Annotated in this window: 23 protein-coding genes; 14 read left to right on the forward strand and 9 right to left on the reverse strand. The window is 36.5% G+C overall.

Features of this window, described 5'->3' with window-relative positions:
* The 5 genes from KHA93_RS15750 to KHA93_RS15770 all read left to right on the forward strand — a co-directional run.
* Positions 1 to 159, forward strand: a 159-nt coding sequence (locus tag KHA93_RS15750) for an IS3 family transposase (RefSeq protein WP_213112972.1), incomplete at its 5' end; no start/stop codon positions are given.
* Between the two features lie 655 nt (positions 160 to 814).
* Positions 815 to 1,516 carry a response regulator transcription factor gene (locus KHA93_RS15755; RefSeq protein WP_213111609.1) on the forward strand — a complete coding sequence of 234 codons (702 nt, stop codon included), beginning with the start codon at positions 815 to 817 and terminating at the stop codon, positions 1,514 to 1,516.
* On the forward strand, positions 1,513 to 2,877 hold the full coding sequence (locus KHA93_RS15760; RefSeq protein WP_213111610.1) for a sensor histidine kinase: 1,365 nt from the start codon (positions 1,513 to 1,515) through the stop codon (positions 2,875 to 2,877). Before KHA93_RS15755 ends, KHA93_RS15760 begins: the two co-directional genes overlap by 4 nt.
* A 42-nt stretch (positions 2,878 to 2,919) precedes the next feature.
* Positions 2,920 to 3,615 carry a PepSY domain-containing protein gene (locus KHA93_RS15765; RefSeq protein ID WP_213111611.1) on the forward strand — a complete coding sequence of 232 codons (696 nt, stop codon included), beginning with the start codon at positions 2,920 to 2,922 and terminating at the stop codon, positions 3,613 to 3,615.
* A gap of 106 nt (positions 3,616 to 3,721) precedes the next feature.
* The gene (locus tag KHA93_RS15770) at positions 3,722 to 4,291 is read left to right on the forward strand and encodes a PepSY domain-containing protein (protein WP_213111612.1); all 570 of its coding nucleotides are present in this window, start codon (positions 3,722 to 3,724) and stop codon (positions 4,289 to 4,291) included.
* Positions 4,292 to 4,563: 272 nt separating this feature from the next.
* On the opposite strand, the gene rlmD is transcribed toward KHA93_RS15770, so the two are convergent.
* The 4 genes from rlmD to KHA93_RS15790 all read right to left on the reverse strand — a co-directional run bounded on the left by rlmD (position 4,564) and on the right by KHA93_RS15790 (position 8,757).
* A complete protein-coding gene (gene rlmD / locus KHA93_RS15775) occupies positions 4,564 to 5,964 on the reverse strand; it encodes a 23S rRNA (uracil(1939)-C(5))-methyltransferase RlmD (protein WP_213111613.1) in 1,401 nt (466 codons plus the stop codon).
* A gap of 133 nt (positions 5,965 to 6,097) precedes the next feature.
* Positions 6,098 to 6,982 carry a hypothetical protein gene (locus KHA93_RS15780; protein WP_233711182.1) on the reverse strand — a complete coding sequence of 295 codons (885 nt, stop codon included), beginning with the start codon at positions 6,980 to 6,982 and terminating at the stop codon, positions 6,098 to 6,100.
* A gap of 88 nt (positions 6,983 to 7,070) precedes the next feature.
* Positions 7,071 to 7,580 (reverse strand): TetR/AcrR family transcriptional regulator, encoded by a 510-nt coding sequence (locus tag KHA93_RS15785; protein ID WP_432806320.1) that lies wholly within the window; start codon positions 7,578 to 7,580, stop codon positions 7,071 to 7,073.
* Between the two features lie 250 nt (positions 7,581 to 7,830).
* Positions 7,831 to 8,757: a substrate-binding domain-containing protein gene (locus tag KHA93_RS15790; RefSeq protein ID WP_213111614.1), complete on the reverse strand. Its 927-nt coding sequence runs from the start codon at positions 8,755 to 8,757 to the stop codon at positions 7,831 to 7,833.
* 145 nt (positions 8,758 to 8,902) lie between these two features.
* Between KHA93_RS15790 and modA the strand changes: the two genes are divergently transcribed.
* From modA to KHA93_RS15810, 4 genes are all read left to right on the forward strand, one after another.
* The gene (gene modA, locus KHA93_RS15795) at positions 8,903 to 9,679 is read left to right on the forward strand and encodes a molybdate ABC transporter substrate-binding protein (RefSeq protein WP_213111615.1); all 777 of its coding nucleotides are present in this window, start codon (positions 8,903 to 8,905) and stop codon (positions 9,677 to 9,679) included.
* A 5-nt stretch (positions 9,680 to 9,684) separates the two neighbouring features.
* Positions 9,685 to 10,338 (forward strand): molybdate ABC transporter permease subunit, encoded by a 654-nt coding sequence (gene modB, locus KHA93_RS15800; RefSeq protein ID WP_213111616.1) that lies wholly within the window; start codon positions 9,685 to 9,687, stop codon positions 10,336 to 10,338.
* Between the two features lie 259 nt (positions 10,339 to 10,597).
* Entirely contained in the window at positions 10,598 to 11,434 is an 837-nt protein-coding gene (locus KHA93_RS15805) for an aldo/keto reductase (protein WP_432806321.1), read from the forward strand.
* Positions 11,418 to 11,693: an SDR family oxidoreductase gene (locus tag KHA93_RS15810; protein ID WP_213111618.1), complete on the forward strand. Its 276-nt coding sequence runs from the start codon at positions 11,418 to 11,420 to the stop codon at positions 11,691 to 11,693. The genes KHA93_RS15805 and KHA93_RS15810 overlap by 17 nt, the downstream gene beginning before the upstream one ends.
* Before the next feature lie 143 nt (positions 11,694 to 11,836).
* Here KHA93_RS15810 and KHA93_RS15815 read toward each other — a convergent pair whose 3' ends face one another.
* Positions 11,837 to 12,103 (reverse strand): DUF4190 domain-containing protein, encoded by a 267-nt coding sequence (locus KHA93_RS15815; RefSeq protein WP_213111619.1) that lies wholly within the window; start codon positions 12,101 to 12,103, stop codon positions 11,837 to 11,839.
* A 55-nt stretch (positions 12,104 to 12,158) separates the two neighbouring features.
* Complete coding sequence (locus KHA93_RS15820; RefSeq protein ID WP_213111620.1) at positions 12,159 to 12,482, reverse strand: winged helix-turn-helix transcriptional regulator; 324 nt, start codon at positions 12,480 to 12,482, stop codon at positions 12,159 to 12,161.
* Between the two features lie 165 nt (positions 12,483 to 12,647).
* Between KHA93_RS15820 and KHA93_RS15825 the strand changes: the two genes are divergently transcribed.
* Complete coding sequence (locus KHA93_RS15825; RefSeq protein ID WP_213111621.1) at positions 12,648 to 13,505, forward strand: NAD-dependent epimerase/dehydratase family protein; 858 nt, start codon at positions 12,648 to 12,650, stop codon at positions 13,503 to 13,505.
* Between the two features lie 30 nt (positions 13,506 to 13,535).
* Positions 13,536 to 14,528, forward strand: coding sequence for an L-glyceraldehyde 3-phosphate reductase (mgrA, locus tag KHA93_RS15830; protein WP_213111622.1), 993 nt, complete (start codon positions 13,536 to 13,538; stop codon positions 14,526 to 14,528).
* A gap of 44 nt (positions 14,529 to 14,572) precedes the next feature.
* On the opposite strand, the gene KHA93_RS15835 is transcribed toward mgrA, so the two are convergent.
* Together KHA93_RS15835 and KHA93_RS15840 are read right to left on the reverse strand one after the other, a co-directional pair.
* Positions 14,573 to 15,757: a hypothetical protein gene (locus KHA93_RS15835; RefSeq protein WP_213111623.1), complete on the reverse strand. Its 1,185-nt coding sequence runs from the start codon at positions 15,755 to 15,757 to the stop codon at positions 14,573 to 14,575.
* A 132-nt stretch (positions 15,758 to 15,889) separates the two neighbouring features.
* On the reverse strand, positions 15,890 to 18,976 hold the full coding sequence (locus KHA93_RS15840) for an efflux RND transporter permease subunit (protein WP_213111624.1): 3,087 nt from the start codon (positions 18,974 to 18,976) through the stop codon (positions 15,890 to 15,892).
* A gap of 139 nt (positions 18,977 to 19,115) precedes the next feature.
* Here KHA93_RS15840 and KHA93_RS15845 point away from each other — a divergent pair, with 139 nt between their 5' ends.
* From KHA93_RS15845 to KHA93_RS15855, 3 genes are all read left to right on the forward strand, one after another.
* Positions 19,116 to 19,952 (forward strand): TetR/AcrR family transcriptional regulator, encoded by an 837-nt coding sequence (locus KHA93_RS15845; protein WP_213111625.1) that lies wholly within the window; start codon positions 19,116 to 19,118, stop codon positions 19,950 to 19,952.
* A gap of 24 nt (positions 19,953 to 19,976) precedes the next feature.
* The gene (locus tag KHA93_RS15850) at positions 19,977 to 20,744 is read left to right on the forward strand and encodes a purine nucleoside phosphorylase YfiH/LACC1 family protein (protein ID WP_213111626.1); all 768 of its coding nucleotides are present in this window, start codon (positions 19,977 to 19,979) and stop codon (positions 20,742 to 20,744) included.
* A 75-nt stretch (positions 20,745 to 20,819) separates the two neighbouring features.
* Positions 20,820 to 21,275, forward strand: coding sequence for an SRPBCC family protein (locus tag KHA93_RS15855; protein ID WP_213111627.1), 456 nt, complete (start codon positions 20,820 to 20,822; stop codon positions 21,273 to 21,275).
* A 108-nt stretch (positions 21,276 to 21,383) separates the two neighbouring features.
* On the opposite strand, the gene KHA93_RS15860 is transcribed toward KHA93_RS15855, so the two are convergent.
* A complete protein-coding gene (locus KHA93_RS15860; protein ID WP_233711184.1) occupies positions 21,384 to 22,847 on the reverse strand; it encodes a protein adenylyltransferase SelO in 1,464 nt (487 codons plus the stop codon).
* Positions 22,848 to 22,965 lie beyond the last annotated feature (118 nt).

Below are 22,965 nucleotides of genomic sequence, written 5' to 3' on the forward strand. Positions count from 1 at the left end.
CTTAAGGATGAAGCTACTATAAAGACATGTAGTTCTTTAGATGAACTTAAAAAGGAAATAAGAAGTTATATGACTTATCACAATAATTTTAGGTATCAATGGAATTTAAAGAAGATGACTCCTGTTGAATACAGAAACCATCTTCTCCAAGTTGCATAACCTTTTTTTAATGTCCTTTACAAAGGGTACAGTTTATAATTTACTGCTCTCTTGTTTTAGCAATAATTCAAATGCTTCCTCATCACCTTTTATGGCATTTTTTACAATATCTATATTTTCCATATCGATATCTCCTTTCACATTATTAGAGCAGTATCATTCAGGAAAAGTTTAAAAAAATTAAATCATTTTATAAGATTTTATCACCTCTTCTACTTCGTTATGTAATATAGATGCAGTTTTTTACTATGGAAACGCACTTAGTGATTGTCTAATCCGTATAGGATAAATGAAAAAATCGTATATCCAGTAAGAGGACCACCTAGAGAGTATTAAGAAAATAATCGGATTACATAGGAATAAATGAGAATAATGATTTTTCCCTCTCATACCAAAATTTAAATTTCCATACGTTTTACACAGAAAATATATTAGATTTTACTAATAGCTTGAGAAATGTTTTTGTTTTAGACATTATCATTATTTTCTTATGCGTAATAATGATCATACAAAATAGGACATCCTATATTTAGGGAAGAAAACGAAACGGAGTTGTTTTCCAATCAATGTTTGATTGAATAGATTTTAATGAAGCCTTATTTTTGATCTAGATTTAAAGTGGTTTATTCAAGCAAAGAAAATTAGGAGGAAAAAGATGGAGAAAGAATCTATCTTAGTAGTAGAAGATGAAGAAAAAATCTCGAGATTGTTAGAAATTGAATTAGTATATGAAGGCTATGATGTCACAAAGGCCACCGATGGATTGGAAGCATTTGATATTTACCATACCAAAAAGTGGGGTCTAATTTTGTTGGATGTTATGATTCCTGGTATAAGTGGCATTGAGCTGCTTCGTCGTATTCGCTCTCAAGATAGTATTACTCCTGTCCTTTTACTCACCGCGAAAAATTCTGTTGAAGATAAAGTATCAGGTTTGGATCTTGGAGCAAATGATTACATTACCAAACCTTTTCAAATAGAGGAGCTTTTAGCTAGAATTCGTGCTGCCCTTCGGATTAATACAAATGAAGGAAGTCTGGATAAAGAAAATGAAGACTGGATGGTGATTGAGGATTTAAGGTTGAATGAAAAAACACGTGAGGTATTTCGCGGAGACGAAAAGATTGAGTTAACCCCCAGAGAGTTCGATCTCCTAGTTTTCTTATTTAAAAATAAACGCCAAGTGCTAAATAGAGAGCAGATTTTAGAGGGAGTATGGGGATATGACTATTATGGTGATACAAACGTAGTAGATGTGTATATTCGTTATGTCCGGAAGAAAATTGATTTCCCTAGTAAACCACCACTTGTCCACACAGTTAGAGGTGTTGGATATGTATTAAGGGAATTAAAATGAAATTACGAAATAAAATCAACTTATACACATCCGTTTTATTTGTCATATTATTAGTCATTATGAATATATTGGGATATTTTGTGTTCAGCCATTTAATCATTAACAGTGAACTCAAGCGGGTACGAATAGAGACAGAAATGACAGTTGCAGGTCTGAATGAATCGCTTCAAACAATACCTGCTGAAGATTTATTAAGAGCATACGTTCCAGTTGATGGCATGATAAGAATAATATTTCCCCAAAAACCATCCCTTCCTACAGTTACCTCTTCGGCTTCAGAACAGGATTTAGGCAAATTAGACAAAGTATTTTATAAAGGAGAGAAAAGCGCAAAACTTACATTCAATAATAAAACATACGCCTTCGTAAGCGTACCAATAATATGGATGGATGGAGATGTAGCAAATCTTCAGGTAACAAGTAGTATCCAACCATCTGTTGATAATCTAAACATATTAAAAGTCGTTTTATTATTTGTCACTTTGATTGCAACTATTTCAGTTACTATTTCAAGCAGGATCCTAAGTCAACTAATTACAAACCCTATTACTTCAATGATTGAAATAATGACCGAAATTCGCCGGAGTGGACAATTTAAAAGAGTCGATTTAAATAGAAAATCTAAAGATGAATTAGTGGAAATGGGTGAAACCTTTAATCATATGATTGATTTGCTTGAAACGAATTTTGAAAAACAAGAACAATTTGTTTCAAATGCATCACATGAATTAAAAACTCCATTAACTATAATTGAAAGCTATGCAAGTTTATTAAGGAGACGGGGACAGCAAGAATCAGATATATTTATTGAATCGGTTGAAGCGATACAATCAGAATCTGTAAGAATGAGGGAATTGACAGAACAATTACTATTTATGGCGAAACATAATGAACATTGGAATATTAAAAAAAGCCGGGTAAATTTATTCGATATAGTCCTTCAATCAATTAAATCGTTTCAAAATGCGTATCAACGAGAAATTGAATTAAATCGAGTAGAAAATTTATGGATATATACGGATGAACAAAAACTAAAACAACTGCTTTTCATCATTTTAGACAATGCAAGAAAATATAGCGAGGATTTAATTTCTGTAGTTTTAGGAAAAGAAAATAATCAGTTGTATATTCAAATTATAGACCGAGGCATCGGCATTCCTGAAACGGATCAAAATAAAATATTTGATCGATTCTATAGAGTTGATAAAGCACGAAATAGAAAACAAGGTGGAACAGGTTTAGGTCTACCTATAGCAAAAGAGATAGCAGATGCGATTGGTGCCAAAATCAATTTAAGCAGTGTTGAAAAAATAGGGACAACTGTGACGATTTATTTACCTATTGATGAAAAGAGTGATTAATTCAGACTTTTAATTAGTATTGAGTCACATACGAGGTGCATCATGAAGAAGAAGAAATGGGTTTGGTTCATTGGAATTTTAACCATTGCCGTATTGTCGATTATATTTTATCAATGGTTTTCTATGGAGTCTTCGAAAACAATATCTGAACAAGAAGCTAGTGAGTTAGTAACGACTAAATACTCGGGAAAGATTTCTCAAGTACAGCTTACAGAAGATGATTACATTATTAAGTTAGAAAAGAATTCAGGTTTATACGAAGTAAAGGTGAATATTCATACAGGTGAAATTTCATCCTTAACTCAAATAAAAAAAAATCAAACTAATATCGGCAAAAATAATGTTTTAAATGAAGAGCAAATTAAAAGGATTGCCACCTCTGCTGGAACGGGTAAATTAGAATCTCTAACACAAACATTATTGAATAACCAGTTAATATTTACAGCAGTTTTAGTAGAGAAACACCAACGGACGTACGTAAAAGTTGATGCTCATACAGGTAAAGTCCTTTCAATCAATACAGAAAAACTTAACGAGCCATCAAAAAGGATAACGAAACAAGAAGCAATTAAAATTGCTATCCGCCAAGTTCCAGGTGAAGTAGATGAAGTAAAAATAAAAAGTATCGATAATTTAACTTACTATTTTGTTGAAATTGATACTAAAGATGATCGGGAAGCCACAATTCAAATACAAGCAATTACCGGGGAAGTTAAATCTGTTACTTGGGATGATTAAGGAAACGGAATGATCTCATCAATTTCTAATGTTTCTCTAAATATACTCTAATCTTCACTGTATAGACTATTCTTATAGCGAATATTAGATATAGGAGGAATTCATTATGAATAAAAATATATTAATTGGAATGCTTACTACAAGTCTCGTTTTAGGAGGAGCACTATCAGTCGGTGCAGTTGGTAATGGAAATACACATGTTTCTCAAATAACAGCTACGGGTGAAATTATTTCAAGTAAAAACGCAGAAGAAATCGCTCTTCAAAAAGTACATGGTAAAGTGGATAGCGTTGAATTAAAAAAAAAAGCAAATCAATCGTATTACGAAGTTGAAATTGAAAAAAAACATATAGATTATGATGTATTGATTGATGCTATTACAGGAAAAGTCCAATCTGTTCATAAAGATGAAAATGACAGAGAAGACAACGACAGCAAAGATAAGAGATATTTAAATACTACAGAAAATCTATCCACCATTTCTCCGATTGAAGCAATTTCAATTGCCAGAAAACCTGTAAATGGAGTTGTAACAAAAGTCGAAAAAAATACAGTTGAAGGAATACAAAAATATAAAATAGTAATGAATACTTCAAAAAACCAGGCCGCAATAGAAATTAATGCAATGACAGGAGAAATTTTAAAAGTAGATTATAACAATGACTTTGAGGTTTAATGTTTATATAGTAATGTTGATACACATTTTAAAGGGTTAATAAAGGTTGTTTAATCGTTACTTTATTTGTATCGAATAAAACAGCCTTTTTTTGCTCTCTTACTTGTTTTTTTAACAAGTACATACAAAAATAAAAGTTAACCCGTAAAATAAGAAGTAAAGAAAACTGTTTATAAATGAAAATTCATATACACAAGGGAGTGGACAGAAAAAGACCCAGAAATCGGGAAAGTGTTTTTTCACGAAATCTAGGTCTGAGTCTCAAATGTGTATTATTGAGGTACACCAACATACGTAAGGACTGCACAACATTCTACATGATACGTATGAGGAAATAGATCTACTGGTTGAACAGCTTCTAATTGATATCCAAAAGGAATGAGCTCTTTAATATCTGTCGCGAATGTATCCGGATTACAAGAAACATAGACGATCCGTTCTGGTTTGGAGCGACCTATCCTTCTCATTACTTTTCCACCAGCCCCAGAACGTGGTGGGTCAAGCAATAATAATTCAGGTTTTCCAAAGGTTTCTAAAACTTGATCAATCCCTAATCTCGCATCTTTTGCTAAGAAATATGTGTTGGTAATACCGTTGTCTTCTGCATTTCGTTTTGCAGATTCAATAGAAGTTTCTACAATTTCAATTCCAGCAAGTTCCGCTACACGGCTTGCAAATGGAAGAGAAAAAGTACCTACCCCACAGAATAAATCAATCATCTTTTCTGTCTTTTGCGGTTGACCCATTTCCAATGCAAGTTCAACTAATTTTTGAGCTTGTTTCGGATTTGTTTGGAAAAAGGTATCGAACCAAAGTCGATAGCGGTAACCTACTAACTCATCATAAATAAAATCACGGCCGGCTAGTATATGTGTTTTTTCAGCTTGAGCCCGATCCGCCCAGTTGGTGTTTTCAAGCCACAATAAGCTTTTCACTTGTGGACATTTCTGCTCAATGCGTTCAACTAAATCGTTCACAGCTTTTTCAAGTGGTCCAACAGGAGCTTCTGTAGCGAATAAGGCTAGCATCATTTCCCCTGTAGCAAAAGATTGGCGAACCATTAAATGACGAAGCAAGCCTTCATGAGAATCCTTATCATAACCTGATAACTTGTGGTCGAGTGCCCATTTCGCAACTTCCATCGCAGCTTCCACCATGTCTTTACCGGCAATGAGACAAGTTTCCAACGAAATAATGCTGCGGAAATTTCCTTGTTCATGTAAACCGAGTGTGCCATCTGGAGCAAATGTAAACTCCATTTTATTACGGTAATGCCAAGGATCTTCCATGCCAATCGTATCTCGAACAAGAGCTGGATCAAACCCTTGAGCTTCAATCGATTGTTTAACATGATCCGTTTTTTGTTTCAATTGGCCTGAATAATCCCAGTGTTGCCAAACGCAACCCCCACAACGTTCAAAATGAGGACATGCTGGTCCGATTCTTTCAGGATGAACCTCTAATATTTCATCCGCCTTTGCTCTCCATCTTCTTACCCATGGTCGCTCCACAGTTACACGTACTTTTTCACCTGGAAGAGCGTACGGAATCGTTAACTTTAATTTCTTCGGATTCCCTAGTTCATTTTCACGCCACACAACAGCTTGCCCTGAACCTTTTGCATCTAATTGGCGTATATCGGCAATCAAGGTCTCCCCTTTTATATTCGTCAATGTTGGTCCCTCCTAAAAAATTTCGTTTATATCAAATGAAAAAATCATTTATGATTATCAACATACTTTCCTATTATAGCGAAACAATGACGGCGAGGGAATAAGGGAGAAATCATTGCCAACGTGCTGTCACTTATACATCTACTTTTATTCCAGCTTGATTACCTTTTGGTAAGAAACTTTTTCGCGTAGCCAAAAATGAAATAATCAAAGCTATAAGCCAACCAAATAGAGTTATTGCTGCAAGAATAGGCAATAAACTCAGTTCAAAAATCGTACGTCCGAGAAATGTTTGAAAACCTATTAAGATAATAGAGATTAACCAAAAAGTGCTGCCTAAATGAGTAAGTAGCCGAGCTTGCTTCTCACCAGTATTTGCTTGCTCTGTAAACCATCCTAATAGCGGGAGCGTCTGAAGAGCATGAAAACCTAGCCCATGCAATACTATAAAATTACCTGATGATCCTATATAACGGCTCTGAAGAATGGACATGCAAATGCCTGCTGCAAAGGAAATCATAGTTGAGAGAAACGCATATCGAATGCTGAGGGTTAGAAGTGGATGTTGTCCTACATGCCTTTTTCGAAAAAATGAAATAGCGACTAACACTGTTAAAATAATGATTACTACAGAAATCAACCCGAAGAAACTCCCAACAAATACGTCTGTCATAGTTCCAACTTTCGTAAATCGAGGATTAATGCCACGAAAGTGCTGTATTGTTTCTATCCCATAACTGTTTAAAGTGGAGACGATAAAACCCCAACGTATCCTCTTTCGACTACGCTCACTTAATCCAGATACTTGTAATAAAACCGACATGGACAAAATAAAAACAGCAACTGCCACATTAAATGAAAAAGCACTTTCCACATTCCCTTCTGGAAGGATCATCCCACCATGTAAAGCGACATAGACTGCGCACATTGCAGCGAGTACAAAACCAATCATACTTACCATAACCAATAGCTTTTCTTTTCCGAACAATTTGGTCATTGATTTTAAAGCAGTTTTCATTTTATATTAATCTTCCCTTCTTAATTTATTTATCAATCAATAAATAATACTTTGATAAAAAAGACAGATAGATTCTGCCTTTATTTCCCTATTCAAAACAAAGTAATTGCGGTAATTCCAATACCTCAGCTACCGTAATTAAAAACCCGTTACTAAAAAATTGACTTGCACTAGCTTCTGGATTTGGACTCCCTGCCATTTTAAACTTTTCAGTGACTAATTCATGAACACTTCGAAATTTTTCTCTAACATGGTCACGGATAACCGATTCGGAAATTGCATGTGACTGCATGATCAAAATAATTTCATCTTTATGAGTCTTCATTATATTTATAAATGCATGACCCATCGTATCCATTAATTGCCCAGCAGGTGCTTCTACCCCCGAAAAAGCTTCGTTAATCCGCTTGGATGCCCGATCAATAACAGCAATAAAAAGTTCTTCTTTATTTTTAAAAAAGTGAAAAATATATGGTTGTGTAACTCCTGCGGCTTTTGCTATAAGGGCTGTTGTTGCTTTGTAGTATCCATTTTCTGCAAATATTCCTACAGCTTTATCCAAAATAAGTTCTTTTTTATCTTCACGAACGACCATCATTAAACCCCTTTTTGTTTATTGATTAATAAATAAATTTTATTTCAGTTCCAAATTATTGTCAAGGAACATTTTTATATAACTAAAAATACTTTCTGCTTTAATCAAAACGGTTAAGGCTAACACTTATTCTTTAAAGAACTAGATGTAGAGTTAATAAATCGAGCTCGCCAAAATACTTCAACCAGTTTTGATAAAACCAGCCGAAACAAGCTTGGATGATCAAATCACCAAGCTTCTTACGGAAATGTTTTTATTCTGTCTCATACATAATCTTTCCCGTCTGAGAAGTATCATAATCCCCGAGTGAGTTGACTTCTGACTTGAACTGAGTAGATGATAATATGTTTTTGACCGTATTAATCAGACGTTCCGTTTCGGGAGTTTTTAAAACGACGAGATCATAACGTTCGTTGATTAAGGGAATGAAATCAATGCCCACCATTTTTGCAACCTTTTCACTTCCCACTCCCACATCTGCCAAGCCTGCAGAAACAGCAGAAGCCACACTGATATGATTGCTCTCTTCGTAATCATAACCCTGGATGTTCTTTGAGCTAATGTTGTGGAGTCTAAGTTGTTCATCAAGAAGGATCCGCGCTCCAGAACCCTTTTCTCGATTAACAAGCTTAATATTCTCTTTATTTAAATCCAACCATGAGTTGATATGGAGAGGATTTCCTTTTTTGACATATAAGCCTGCTTTCCTTGAAAGAAGATTGAGCATTATATAAGGATAGCCAACTAAAATTTTTTTTATGTAAGGAAGATTATATTCTCCTGTATCGCCGTCAAACATATGCAAACTTACAATGTCACAGTCGCCATTGTACATGGAGATAAGACTATTTAAACTTCCAGTATAAGCTCGCAACGTCTTAAAAGATGAATGCTTCTCTATGTGTTTACCGAGAATATCCAATACAAGATCCTGTCCGCTAATAACTATTTTATCTAAACTCCTTGTGTCATTCTTGGGAGGTTCAATCGGAAACTTAAGGCTTCCGTTTGTCTTAAGCTGGAGTATATAATTGTCAAGGTCTTTCGCATCAATTCTAATCTGTCTTCCTATACGGAAAACGGGTATTTCCCCCTTTTTTACGAGATCGTAAAGGGTTAGTTTTGAAACTTTTAAAAGCTGTGACACTTCTTCAATCGTATAAGAAAGTTCCTTAGACATTTGCATCCCTCCCCTTTCTATTCTAATGTATTAACCTTAAAAAAGTACATTCTTCAAAAATATATGATATTTCCTACTCTTTTTAGTTCTAACTAATTATAATTAGTTATAAGTAGTTACAACGAGTTAGAAAGGATGATGATTGGTGAAAAAGCTAATTCCGTTATTTATCTCCGTAGTATTACTTTCCTTATGTGGATGTTCATCCAATAAATTAGAAGCATCAGAAAAAGATGTCGAGCTGACCATATCTGCTGCAGCAAGTTTACAAGATGCATTGAATGATATTAAACCCGTTTTTGAGGAGGAAAATCCTCATATAAAATTAAACTTTAACTTTGGAGCTTCTGGTGCACTTCAACAGCAAATTTCTCAAGGAGCACCTGTAGATCTCTTCTTCTCTGCTGCGAAAGATAAGTTTGATAAATTGGTAGAAGATGGACGCATTAATCAAAAACAAGGTATCGATTTAGTTGGAAATGAACTTGTATTAGTCATACCCATAGGTTCGAATATAGGCATTGAATCTTTTGAAGACCTAGTGAATGCGAAACAAATTTCCATTGGTACCCCAGAGGCTGTACCAGCTGGACAATATGCGAAAGAAACATTAGAAAATTTAAATATGTGGGGAGATGTAGAGAAGAAAGTCGTATATGCCAAAGATGTGAGGCAAGTTCTTACATATGTAGAAACAAACAATGTCGAAGCGGGAATTGTATATAAAACAGATGCATTGATTTCTCCTAAAGTTAAAATTGTGGCTACAGCGAAAGAAAATACTCATGCCCCAATCATTTATCCTGTTGGAGTGATAAAGGACAGTTCCAATCCTAAAGAAGCGCAACGATTCTATAAATTTCTTCAAAATCAAACGTCCATTGACATTTTCGAAAAGTATGGATTTAAAGGACTGAATTAATAGAAATGGCAACCAACTTTTGGGCACCTATCAAACTCTCAATAGAGGTCGCTACTTTCTCAGGAATCATCGTATTAATTGTAGGATTACTATTCGGAAAGATGATGGCGAATAAAAAATTCAAAGGAAAAACCTTTGTTGAAACGACATTTCTATTGCCCTTAGTATTACCACCTTCTGTTGTCGGATTTTTGTTAATTGTGATTTTTGGTAGGAATAGCCCTATCGGACAATTGATAGAAACCTTTTTTAAACAACCTATTATGTTTACGTGGTGGGCAGCAGTCATTGCTTCGACTGTCGTCGCTTTCCCACTTATGTATCAATCTGCGAAAGCAGGCTTTGAAGCAATAGATCATGATATTGAGAACGCAGCGCGTGTTGATGGTGCAAATGATTTGAAGTTATTTGCGTTCATCACCATTCCGCTTGCACATCGAGCCATTATTTCAGGTGCGATCTTAAGTTTTGCGCGGGCTTTGGGTGAGTTTGGAGCAACGTTAATGTTCGCAGGAAACATCCCTGGCAAAACCCAAACGATTCCAACTGCCATTTATATAGCGATTGATTCTGGAAATATGGAATTGGCTTGGCTGTGGGTAATTAGTATGGTGGGAATATCTTTTTTTATGCTATTAGGTGTACGTCTGATGAATTGATACTGAGTCATCCCATAAAGTAAAGGGGTGACTTTTAGTGAGGCCATACTCCATCCCTGATCATTGTTATTCGTCTCTTAGCCGGAAATCCAACTCATAGGGACAGACTTGATATTGGAAAAATTGGCGATAGTGAAGAAGCCTAGCACTTACTTCAAGGTAAGTTAGTTAATAAAAGTATACCTAGACAAAAAGATTTCACTACTTACAATTATAATAGTTGTCTTATACAATGAAAGGGATTACTTGATTAGGAGGAATGAAGATGACTATTCAAAATATCAAGGATTATACTGTTTTAAACAATGGTGTACATATGCCTTGGCTTGGGCTTGGCGTCTTTCAAGTAGAGGACGGCGACGAAGTCATTAATTCTGTACAGCACGCGCTAGAGGCAGGCTATCATTCGATTGATACGGCAGCTGGCTATCGGAACGAAACTGGCGTTGGCACTGCAATTAAACAAAGCGGAATTGCACGTGAGGAACTTTTCATTACAACAAAACTAGCAAACTCTGACCAAGGTTACGAATCTACTCTACGCGCTTTTGAAGAGAGTCGCAAGAAGCTAGGTCTTGAATACATTGATCTTTATTTAATTCATTGGCCAGGAAAAACGAAATTCGTTGATACGTGGAAAGCTTTTGAAAAGCTGCAAAAAGACGGATATATTCGTGCAATCGGCGTGAGTAACTTCAATATTCACCATTTAGAAACTCTCAAACAAAATAGCGATGTCATTCCTGCAGTGAACCAAGTAGAATTCCATCCTTTGCTTAATCAACAGGAACTTCGTCAATATTGCAAAAATGCAGGGATTCAATTAGAAGCTTGGTCTCCAATCATGAAAGGAAACCTAGACCTACCACAACTTACTGAGCTAGCAGAAAAACATGGTAAAACACCAGCTCAAATCGTCCTTCGCTGGGATCTCCAACATGGAGTTGTGACAATACCAAAATCAGTACACAAAGAACGCATTCAAGAAAATGCTAATATTTTTGACTTTACTCTATCAGATGAAGATATGAAGGTAATTGATCAAATGAATCAAAACCACCGATTCGGCTCGGATCCGGATGAGATTATTTTTTAAAGAGAATATGAAAAAGCGTAGAGCTCGTTCGTTGGTCTCTACGCTTTTTCACATACCAAACATCGGCTCTTCCATGACGTCGATTAATCATTTTGGTTTTTCTAGACAACATCTTGGTATGGGAATAAATTCCCGTATCGGAAAACCACAAGAAATCGCTAGCGTTGCCTTATTTTTAGCTTCAGACGACTCAAGTTTCGTAAATGGGGCGCTCATTCAGGGTGAAGTGCTTACTAATTTTTATTCCATGAAACTATGAAACTTTTGAGGACACGTGCCATACTTTATTTGTAATCGTGTCCTCCTTTTAATTTTTACCATATTAACAAAAAATCAGACCACGTGTTACTTAACCTATCAACCAAATAAGAATTGAACAGAATGGATAAATTGTAATTCAAACTATACGTTGGAAAACGAAGACCAATTAAAAATATCCAACAATATCCACAGTAAATGAATTACGGCTCCAACAATGCTACAAATGAATCCAGCAGTTGCAATTCCTCTCCCATTTTCGTTCGTTTTTTCAATTTCTTTTATTCCTATTCTAGAAAATACAAGTCCGATAACACCAAGGGCTATTCCAAACATAGGGATAAAAATTGAAAGAATTCCGAGTGTTAAAGAAATCACTGATTTACTATTTGTCTGGGCTTTTTCAACCATGCCCACACCCCTGTTCATAAATTAGTAAACAGCTAATCTGTAGTGCACAAGAAAATTACTTTGCCCAACGCGAACCCCAAATCTTCATTTCTTTTAATATCTTATGTAGCGCTTGCCCTTTTTCTGTTAAGGAATATTCGACCGTGATAGGAACGGTCGGGGTAACTTTGCGAATGACTACGTCATTTTCTTCTAAGTGGCGCAGCGTATCTGTTAATGCCTTTGGACTGATTTTTGGAATAGATTTTTGGATTTCACCGAAACGTTTTGTTCCACAAAAAAGCTGCTTTAAAATAAGAAAAGACCACTTGCCGCCAATGATATTTAAAGCCTTTTCAATCGAACATTCAATGACAAGTTCTTCCTTTAACTCATACATATTTCCATCCCTCTCACAGTTGAATAGTAACTATAATATTTATAGTAAATAACCTATCTTTTATTATATCAAAAATATTTCACTACTTGTATTAAATAAAATGAACATCTATACTTCGAAGTGAGAAAGCGTTTTTATTCTCACCCAAATAGAGAGGTGATTAACATGCCAAAGGTTGTCATTACAGGTGGAAGTGGTCTATTAGGACCTTCTGTAATAAAAGAATTTTTAGATCACGGCTATGAAGTTGTAAATGCTGATGTGAAAAAACCAAAAGAGGAGCTTTGTCGAACCGTCATTACGGATTTAACAAATCTAGGAGAGGTGCACGGAGTTCTAGTTGGAGCTGATGCGGTTGTCCATCTTGCCGCTATTCCAGTGGCTTATTCTCATCCGAATGAAGTGACTTTCCAAAATAACGTCATGTCCACTTACAATATTTTAGAGGCTGCTGGTAATTTAGGCATTAAGAAGGCGGTTATTACTTCCAGCGAGTCGTCCTACGGTATCGTTTTCACGAGGAACTCATTAGAGCCACAATATGTACCGATCGATGAGGAGCACCCTCAGTTGCCGGAAGACAGCTATGGATTATCAAAAATTGTGAATGAACAAACGGCAGATATGATTCATCGCAGAACGGGAATGCAAGTTATCTCTATGCGTTTAGGCAATGTTATTACTCCTGAGATGTATGTAAATTTCCCGGGCTTTATACATGATCCAGAGCAGCGAAAAACCATTTTGTGGAGTTATATTGATTCAAGAGATGCTGCTACTGCCTATCGACTTGCTGTTGAAACAGATGGACTTGGGTCAGTCGCGTTAAATATCGCAAACGATGAAACAAGTATGGATGTTGAAAGCAAGCAGTTGATGGAGAGCATTTATCCAAACGTAAAAGAGTTCAAAAAAGAATTAACTGGTTTTGAAACACTATTTAGCAATGAAAAGGCAAAAAAGCTATTAAACTGGCAGCCTGTTCATAGATGGAGAAATTATGTAGAAGTCTCCAAATCTTAATCTATAATTATAAAAAAAGGAGAATAAATAATGGTATACGTAGCAGATGATAAACGATATGACACAATGAAATACAACCGAACAGGAAATTCTGGATTATTGCTTCCTGCAATTTCACTAGGCCTTTGGCATAACTTTGGTGGCGTGGATACATATGAAAATGGCCGCGCAATGCTTCGTAGAGCCTTTGATTTAGGAATCACACACTTTGACCTTGCAAACAATTACGGACCTCCGGCAGGATCTGCGGAAACAATGTTTGGTCAAATGCTGGCAACAGATTTCAAACCATACCGTGATGAAATGGTCATTTCTACAAAAGCTGGGTATTGGATGTGGAATGGTCCTTATGGCGAGTGGGGTTCCAAAAAATACTTGATTGCTAGTCTTGATCAAAGCTTAAAACGCATGGGCTTAGACTATGTTGATATTTTCTATTCCCACCGTCCAGATCCAAACACACCATTAGAAGAAACAATGGGAGCTCTTGACCAAATCGTTCGTCAAGGTAAAGCGTTATATGTTGGTATTTCAAGCTATTCACCTGAGCAGACTGCAGAAGCGGTTAGAATTTTAAATGATTTAGGAACACCAATGTTAATCCATCAACCAAGCTACTCCATGCTAAACCGCTGGATTGAAGATGGGTTACAGGATGTATTAGAAGAAAACGGAGTAGGATCAATAGCATTCTGCCCATTACAACAAGGCTTGTTAACGAACAAATACTTAGGTGGTATTCCTGACGATTCACGTGCAGCGAATCCAACAAGTTTCCTTAAAAAAGACCAAGTCACTGAAGATGTGATCCAAAAAGTTCGCCAATTAAATGACATTGCTGCTGAAAGAGGTCAATCACTCGCTCAAATGTCACTAGCATGGGTACTACGCGGAGGACGTGTTACTTCCGCTCTAATTGGAGCTAGCCGTGTCAGTCAAATTGAAGATAATGTTGCAACACTAAACAATCTTGAATTCAGTGAAGAAGAATTAGCTAAAATAGATGATATTTTAAAAGGTTAATAGTAAAGAAAAAATCTTCAAGTGTTCGTCACTCGAAGATTTTTTCATTTTACTTTTGCAATAAAGTCCAATAAATGATTATACCTAACAGGGAACCTAGCTTGTATGTCGAGACTCTCACTATCTAAAATGATTATATGATTCTTCCTTCTAGCATTGCTCATCTCTTTTACATAAATTTCTTTTTCTTCTACGTTCTGATATAGAGGCTCATACCAGCTGTCAGTATTAGCAAATTCTTCGTTAAACAACTCAAACACAGGATTATCCTTTAAATTTAAAACACCCAATGAATACTTGTCCTCTCTACCTATTCCCCCTAAACAAAATAAAATCCTATGCTCATCTAGAGCTAATTGCCCGTTTCCATAAATATCATAGTAATCTTGCTTAGGTAGATTTTTAAAGGGCTCAAATATCTTAAACTTAAAATCAGAATCATAAACATACATTTTTCCGTTTTCTCCCATTATATATGCATGATCACTTGTTGAAAAAATAGGGGTTAGAGCAATATTATCTGCTCCGAAGGTTTCGTATGTTACGGTACCTTTATTTAAATCAGCAATAGCAATTCCGTGTTCTTTATACTCCTCATTGTCTCCTAGTGTCCCTGCTGTCCCATATATCATCTTCCCTCTAAAATGTAAGATTGGAGAAGAAAGTGGAGAACGGCGATACTCCGTTTCGAAGCTTTGTTGTGTAGTGGCATTTGAAATAGAAAAATAGGAACCTTGATCACCGGTTTTATGTGATGCAAGAGTCTGAAAAACCGTGTCATCTCCATAGTGCCTGATATGGTCAACCCCAACGTTATAATCAAAATAATCAAGATTCACTTTTTTAAATCTATTTTTTTGAATATCGTAAGTAAAATAATAATTATCGATACTAGCATCACCAAAAAAGGAAATAAATAATTGATTGATATTATTTGGTTTCTGATGAAGAGTCATTCTTCCAAAGTCCTCGTCAAATAACTTGTATTGTTTTACGACTTCTCCAGTGTTCGTTACTTCTTTTATTAAAGTAAATTCTTGAGAGAAACGATAATCCCGAGGATAAAAAAGAAGAAAATTACCCGAGCTGCTCGATGTCTCATTCGATAAATTTTCAATCCCATTAACGTTTATATACTCATTTTTGCTTTTTGGTTTGGTCAAAGAAACTATTAGCACAAATAAAATCGCAGAAAACAAAGGCAAAAACAACCATATTTTTTTATTCATTTTATCCCCCGAGTCTTTATTGGAAAAACTTTTATTATATACCAATTATATACATACCCTGATTTTAAATCTGCTCTATTTTCCACAATAAAAAGGCCCTACAAAGAGATATCTCCTTGCAGGACCTTTCCATTAATTTTCTTCTATTTCTTTACGGTTTTTCTTAAGCATCTTCGATAATATTTCATACACAATCGGTACGATGATAAGTGTTAATAATGTCGAGCTTGTTAAACCGCCAATAACCGTAATTGCGAGGCCTTTTGAAATCATACCGCCTCCGCCTTCTGCACCAATCGCTAATGGGATTAATGCTCCAATTGTGGCGATTGCCGTCATGAGGATTGGACGTAGACGAGTAGAGCCTGCTTCTAGAATTGCTTCACGCATATTCATGCCCCCACGTTCCATTCGAACAATTCGGTCTACGAGTACGATGGCGTTCGTTACGATAATCCCTATTAACATGAGGAGACCCATCATAACCGATACGGAAATCGTTTCACCGGCAATTAATAGACCGACAAATGAACCAATAACCGCGAATGGTAATGAGAATAGAATCGCAAACGGTGCTGTTCCTTCACCGAATGTAACGACAAGGATGAAGTATACTATTGCAATCGCCGCTAGCATTGCTACACCAAGCTGTGTAAAGGTTTCAGCCATATCTGCCGCTACACCCGCTACATCCATTGTAACGCCTTTAGGTAAATCTAGTTTATCGATCGCTTTATCTACTTCAGATGATGCTTTAGAAACATCATTGCCAATGACTGTTCCTGAAACCGATGCATAGTATTCACCTTTGCTGCGCGCAAGGGTATTTAAGGTAGTTCCTTTCTCCACTTTGACAAGATCGGAAAGTGGCATCGTTGTCCCAAGTGCTGTAGGTACTTCTGTTTTTAAAATATCATCAATGGATTTTGGCTGTTCCTTTTGTGCTTGTTGAACAATCACGTTTAAGTCATTACCGTCTTTTTTAACCGTCGTTAAAACATCCTGCGTCTTATTCGGACTTAACATCATGACGATTTGCCCAGTTGTTAAGCCGTATTGCAGCAATTCGTCCTGCTCCACTTTAAACGTATACTCAACGTAGGCATCTTCTGTACTTGAAGTGACTTTTTCTAATCCATCATTTTCCTTCATTACTTCTTCGACCATTTTTACAGCTTTATTTAGTTTATCTAAATCTTCACTGTAAAAAGTGTAGCTAACTTCATTTGAAGTCATCGACATCGAGGTGAAATTCTGACTCTTCCATTCACCTGATTGACCAATATTGGCTACATGGTCTTCAATTTCCTTACGAACCTCAGGGAAATCCTCCATTTTCGGGTCAAAGATGAGGTACATTAAGGCACCATTTCCACCGCCGCCCATCATCGCGGCCATCGGATCGCCACTATTCGTTATAGATAATTGAACGATATCAATATCATCACGCTTTAACATTTCTTGTTCTACAGCTTTAACGTTAGATAGGGTCTCATCTTTTAGCTCACCTGTTGCTGGTGTGTACGTTAAGTACATCACTTTATCTTCTTCACTACCCATGAAGCTAAATCCAATGAGCGGTGTTAAACATATACTTCCAACTAATAGCAGAATAGAAATAATCGACGTAATGGCTTTATGATTCAATGTCCAGTTAAGAATCCCTTTATACCAGTTCGCCAATTTCCCTGCTTCTTTATGACCCTTTGCTGTCTTCTCACTATATAGTTTTTTCTTAAATAAGAAGTGAGAAAGTGCAGGAACGATGGTAATCGCAACAATTAACGATGCTCCTAGTGCAAATGTCATTGTCAATGCAAACGGCATGAACAACTCGCCAACCATTCCACCTACAAAGATAAGTGGGGCAAAAACGGCAACCGTTACAATAGTAGATGATGCGATTGGCTTGAACATCTCAAGCGTTGCTTCACGAATGAGGGCTCGTCCCGTTAATTTCTCTTCTTTTAAATGTAACCTTCGATAAATATTTTCCACGACGACTATCGAGTCATCGATGACACGACCAATCGCTACCGTAACCGCTCCAAGTGTCATCATATTAAGTGTAATATCCAGCCAGTTCAAAATCATTAACGCCATAAAAATGGAAACCGGGATGGATACAATCGAAATCAAAGTCGATTTAAAATCACGCAAGAATAAGAGGATGATTAATACGGCAATTAATCCACCGAATAACGCTTTTTCAACCATTGTTTTAATCGAGTCTTCGATTGGCTTACCTTGGTCAAGTGATACATCTATAATCAGTCCGTTGATTTTTGCTTTTTCTTCTTTAATTAATTTTTTCACACTGTTTACGACATCAACAGTATTTGCTTGTTGTGCCTTAACAATTTGAATCGCAATCGCATCTTTACCATTTGTACGGGAAACCGATTCTACTTTTCCAACCACTTTAATTTTGGCAATATCACTAAGCTTTACAAATGGAGACGGATTTGTTTCTGACGGAGTGACCGGGATAAGCATGTTTTTTAATTCATCTGTGGTCATGAACTTTCCGTCGATTCTAACTGCTTCTTCCCCTTCTTTAAACTCATAAAGACCTAATGAAACAGACATGTCGCTCGCTTGAATCATTTGTTTTACAGAGTCTTCAGTAAGATCAAGTTCAGCCATTTTTTCCTTATTGTAAACAAGTTCTACTTCTTCAATATGCTGGCCAGTAACTGTGGCAGATGCTACACCTTCAATTTTCTCTAGTTTAGGCAGTAAAATATCCTCTACCGTCGAGGTTAATTCAATAATATCTTCTTTTTCACTACTTACACTAAGCGCCACGACTGGCATCATATTCATATTAATCGCCGTGATCGTTGGTTTTTGAACTACTTCTGGTAATTTCACTGCATCTAATGCGGATTGCAACGCACGCTTCGCCTCATCCATATCGATGCCATATTCATATTCCACTTGGATACTTGCCATGTTAGAATATGAATTAGAATAGACTGCTTTTACATCTTCCAGGTTTTCTGCTGCTTTCTCCAAAGGCATGGACACATCTTCCATGACCTGTTCAGGAGTTGCTCCAGGATAAACTCCCGTTACCATTAAATATGGAATGGTAATATCAGGAATCGTCTCTGTTTTCATACGAGTTCCTGCATAAATTCCAGATACTGTTATAATAATCGTTAATAACCAAACGGCTAACTTATTTTTCAGCACAAAATTGACTAGACCTTTCACTGTTGTCCTCTACCCCCAGTTTTCTATTTATACATCATTGTTCCAGCTACACAAAATTGACTTTTACAGCCTATTCACTTATAGTAATGACTAATCAGTCATTTGTCAACGATGAACTATGGGAGCGGAGTTAATAATCATGATTAAAAAACAATTAATTATGGAAAAAGCATTGGAATTGTTTGCAAAACAAGGATTTGAAGCGACTTCCGTTCAACAAATCACGGATCATTGTGGGATCTCCAAAGGTGCTTTTTATCTATCATTTAAATCAAAGGACGAATTGATTTTAACATTAATTGATCATTTTATGATGGAAATCACCTCTGATATTGACCACATAGTCAAAAATTCACCAAATGATCAATTATTATATGACTTTTACCATAAAACCTATCATTATTTTTATAAGCATTTGGATTTTGCCAAAATGTTTATGAAAGAACAAACACAATCATTTAATCAAGAGTTCATTTTTAAGATGCGCCACTATGATAAATTACACGAAAAAACCATATTAACGATGATTGAACGTTTATATGGTGAGGAAGTAAAACACACAAAATATGATTTAATTTATTGCATAAAAGCTTTCATGAAAATGTATGGCGAGTTATTCTTCTCCCAGCACGTATCAGTGGATTTCCATTTGCTAGCTAAATCACTTGTGGAGAAAACAAATATTTTGGCTAAGCATATGACGATCTCATTTGTAACAGAAGAGCATAGTAAAATGATTGAATTCGAAATTAATGAGGGTGTAACGAAGGAACAAATGGTTGAAATCTTAGGTCAAAGAATGGAAGAAATGGAAGAATCCATTGAAAAGGAATCATTAATGTTGCTCAAACAACAGCTTATAGAACCAACACTAAGTCCCGCTATTGTAAAAGGCCTAATCGAAAATATACAAAGTCACCCCCATTGTAAATGGATTGCTTTTTTACTAAGAGATTATTTTAAATCGATCATTTAAAATGTACAGAACGGCGGGGATTATTTGAAAACAAAACTGTATATAAATAACGAAAAAATGATAGCTGGAATGACGTTGAAGGATCAAGCGGAGCTAGAAAGCAATAACATGGCTCTTCATGCATGTGAAAACATTGAACATATTTTAGAAAATCGTAAGAATCTAGCTTCTTTCTTACATTGTGAGCTTGATGACTTTGTGTGTGCAACGCAAACACATAGTGCAAACATCCATAAAGTGACTGCTGATGACAAAGGAAGAGGCGCTGACCAAATGAAAACCGCTATTCCAGACACGGATGCCTTGTACACATACGATCCAAATTTATTATTATGTAGCTTTAATGCTGATTGCGTCCCCGTGATTTTTTATCATAAAGGAACTGGTGTCATCGGTGTCATCCACTCCGGATGGCAAGGCTCGGTCAAAGAAATCTCGTTGAAACTTTTTAAGCATTTAATACAGGAAGAGGATTGTAATCCAGAGGGTTTTCATGTTCAAATATGCTCTGCACTAAGTCAGGAAAAATTTGAAGTCGACAAAGATGTATATGTTAAATTCAAAGATTTAGGATATGCGGATGATTTCATTTACTATAATGAACAGACAAGCAAATACCACATCGATAATCAGCTGACCGTGAAAAAGCAGTGTATGCTTGCAGGCATCCCGGAAGAGCAAATCACAATTGACAGAACCTGCACGTATGTAAGTGAGGATGGCTTCTCTTACCGACAAGATAAACAATGCGGTAGGCATCTTTGTTTTATTATGAAAAAAACTGACTCGTGAATGGCTACTTATTTTTCCTTTGAAAGGAAATAATAATTATTGATGGTACCCACTAGAATATTTCAGGAGGAAAAAATGACGAATACATCATTTTTGTATGTAACTTATATAGCAACAACGCCAGAAAAACTGTGGGAAGCATTAACAAGCAGCGATTTCACTGAAAAATATTTCTTCGGAAGCAAAATTCAATCCGATTGGCATGAAGGCTCTATTATCACCTATTCGAGGGATGGCGAGGTCTCTGACCACGGAATCATCTTAAAGTGTGAGCCATATCGTTTACTTTCCTTTACTTGGAATTACGTACACGATAAAGCGAATCGTAATAAACCGTCACGAGTCACTTTCGAATTAAAAGCTATGGATTCAACTGTAAAATTAACTCTTAATCATGAGAATTTGGTGGCTTCAGACTTAGTGGATAAAGACGATACCTTTGAGGGATTGAATAATGGGTGGCCAGCTATTATTAGTAATTTAAAAAGCCTACTTGAAACGGGAACTACGTTACCAGCTATTTTTCTATAGCATCCAAGTTTGATAAAAGACTGTACTCCTTACATTTGGGGTACTTTTTTTTATAAAAAATAATGCTACCTATGAAAGGGAGCATTATTTTTGTAACTCCATACTGATTCATGTGCCACAATATGTTTGATAAGAGGTGTTCGTCTGAGGCACTCCAGCATATTCTTCTTGCTCATGAGAATGCTCGTAAGGGTGTGAAAGTACCGATAGAAGGCGTTCCATCACGCTATAATCTCCATGCTCCACGGCCGATTCCAAAGCCTCTTCTACTCGGTGGTTCCGTGGGATTACCGCAGGATTATTGTTCTTCATTAATTCTATTGAAAAGTCTTTTGATTCCTCTTGTCTTTCAAGTCTCGCATGCCATTTCTTTTTCCACTGTGCGAACTCAGGGGACTCGCATAAATCCTTTTCCTCCTGCGTGCCAAACGTCAATGTGCGGAAAGTATTCGTATAATCAGCCTTTTGCTTTTTCATAATGTCGAGGATTTCCTCGAATAAAGCTTCATCTTCTTTTTCCTCATTATATATCCCTAATTTCGCTCTCATTCCAGCAAGCCAATATGAATAATACAGAGTACTAAAATTTGAAATCTTTTCCTGAGCTTTTTCAATTGCCTTTTCTTGTTGTTCATCCAAAAGCGGCAATAGCGTTTCCGCAAATCGCGAAAGATTCCACGCACCAATATAAGGCTGATTTCCGTAAGCGTAGCGCCCTTGAATATCTATGGAACTAAAAACGGTTGCCGGGTCGTACGTATCCATGAAAGCACAAGGGCCATAATCGATTGTCTCTCCGCTTATCGTCATATTATCCGTGTTCATCACCCCATGTACAAAGCCAACGAGCTGCCATTTAGCAATAAGCTCAGCCTGGCGCTTGATGACTTCTTCAAGAAGTGCTACATAGGGGTTTTTATTCGCTTCAATACTAGGATAATGGCGTTCTATCGTGTAGTTAGCCAAGATTCGAAGCTCATCTACTGTCCCCCATTGCGCCACATACTCAAACGTACCGACACGCAAATGACTAGCCGCTACACGTGTCAAAACTGCTCCCGGAAGTTCGGTTTCCCTAAGGATTGATTCACCGGTCGTCACGACTGTTAAACTCCGAGTGGTCGGAATACGTAGAGAGTGCATTGCTTCGCTAATAATGTATTCACGTAGCATTGGACCAAGCGCCGCCCTCCCATCGCCACCTCGAGAATAGCGCGTTCTTCCTGATCCTTTAAGCTGGATATCAAACCTTTCACCTTGAGGAGTAATCTGCTCTCCCAACAATACAGCCCTACCGTCCCCCAACATCGTAAAGTTTCCAAATTGATGCCCTGCATACGCTTGAGCAATAGGCGAAGCGCCTTCAGGAACCTTATTTCCTGCAAACACTGCTACACCATCTTCGTTTTGCAGTGATTCAATGTTCAAGCCGAGGGATGCAGCCAATGGATGGTTGAGAATGAGTAACTTTGGTGAGCTAACAGGAGTTGGATTTGTACGAGTGAAAAATTTTTCCGGCAAACGAGCATAACTGTTATCCAAGTTCCATCCTTTTTCTATACTTTTAGCCATAGTTTCTCCTTTAATGAAATTAATGTTTTTAAACCTAGTAAAAAACATTTAAGTCTTTTTAATGTCTACTTCTTATAACTTATTATACGCTTATCTAAATTTAAAGAATCAAGCATTA

The organism is Lederbergia citrisecunda, assembly GCF_018343695.1.
Lineage (GTDB): Bacteria > Bacillota > Bacilli > Bacillales > Bacillaceae_C > Lederbergia > Lederbergia citrisecunda.

What these genes read in the sequence shown, in the direction of transcription:
- KHA93_RS15765 (WP_213111611.1), top strand. Translation starts at nt 2,920, where the DNA reads ATGAAGAAGAAGAAATGGGTTTGGTTCATTGGAATTTTAACCATTGCC.
- KHA93_RS15770 (WP_213111612.1), top strand. Translation starts at nt 3,722, where the DNA reads ATGAATAAAAATATATTAATTGGAATGCTTACTACAAGTCTCGTTTTA.
- KHA93_RS15810 (WP_213111618.1), top strand. Translation starts at nt 11,418, where the DNA reads ATGAGATTATTTTTTAAAGAGAATATGAAAAAGCGTAGAGCTCGTTCG.
- KHA93_RS15755 (WP_213111609.1), top strand. Translation starts at nt 815, where the DNA reads ATGGAGAAAGAATCTATCTTAGTAGTAGAAGATGAAGAAAAAATCTCG.
- KHA93_RS15825 (WP_213111621.1), top strand. Translation starts at nt 12,648, where the DNA reads ATGCCAAAGGTTGTCATTACAGGTGGAAGTGGTCTATTAGGACCTTCT.
- KHA93_RS15820 (WP_213111620.1), bottom strand. Translation starts at nt 12,482, where the DNA reads ATGTATGAGTTAAAGGAAGAACTTGTCATTGAATGTTCGATTGAAAAG.
- KHA93_RS15855 (WP_213111627.1), top strand. Translation starts at nt 20,820, where the DNA reads ATGACGAATACATCATTTTTGTATGTAACTTATATAGCAACAACGCCA.
- KHA93_RS15860 (WP_233711184.1), bottom strand. Translation starts at nt 22,847, where the DNA reads ATGGCTAAAAGTATAGAAAAAGGATGGAACTTGGATAACAGTTATGCT.
- KHA93_RS15835 (WP_213111623.1), bottom strand. Translation starts at nt 15,757, where the DNA reads ATGAATAAAAAAATATGGTTGTTTTTGCCTTTGTTTTCTGCGATTTTA.
- KHA93_RS15790 (WP_213111614.1), bottom strand. Translation starts at nt 8,757, where the DNA reads ATGTCTAAGGAACTTTCTTATACGATTGAAGAAGTGTCACAGCTTTTA.
- KHA93_RS15780 (WP_233711182.1), bottom strand. Translation starts at nt 6,982, where the DNA reads ATGAAAACTGCTTTAAAATCAATGACCAAATTGTTCGGAAAAGAAAAG.
- mgrA (WP_213111622.1), top strand. Translation starts at nt 13,536, where the DNA reads ATGGTATACGTAGCAGATGATAAACGATATGACACAATGAAATACAAC.
- KHA93_RS15845 (WP_213111625.1), top strand. Translation starts at nt 19,116, where the DNA reads ATGATTAAAAAACAATTAATTATGGAAAAAGCATTGGAATTGTTTGCA.
- KHA93_RS15805 (WP_432806321.1), top strand. Translation starts at nt 10,598, where the DNA reads ATGAAGATGACTATTCAAAATATCAAGGATTATACTGTTTTAAACAAT.
- KHA93_RS15815 (WP_213111619.1), bottom strand. Translation starts at nt 12,103, where the DNA reads ATGGTTGAAAAAGCCCAGACAAATAGTAAATCAGTGATTTCTTTAACA.
- modB (WP_213111616.1), top strand. Translation starts at nt 9,685, where the DNA reads ATGGCAACCAACTTTTGGGCACCTATCAAACTCTCAATAGAGGTCGCT.
- KHA93_RS15785 (WP_432806320.1), bottom strand. Translation starts at nt 7,580, where the DNA reads ATGATGGTCGTTCGTGAAGATAAAAAAGAACTTATTTTGGATAAAGCT.
- KHA93_RS15760 (WP_213111610.1), top strand. Translation starts at nt 1,513, where the DNA reads ATGAAATTACGAAATAAAATCAACTTATACACATCCGTTTTATTTGTC.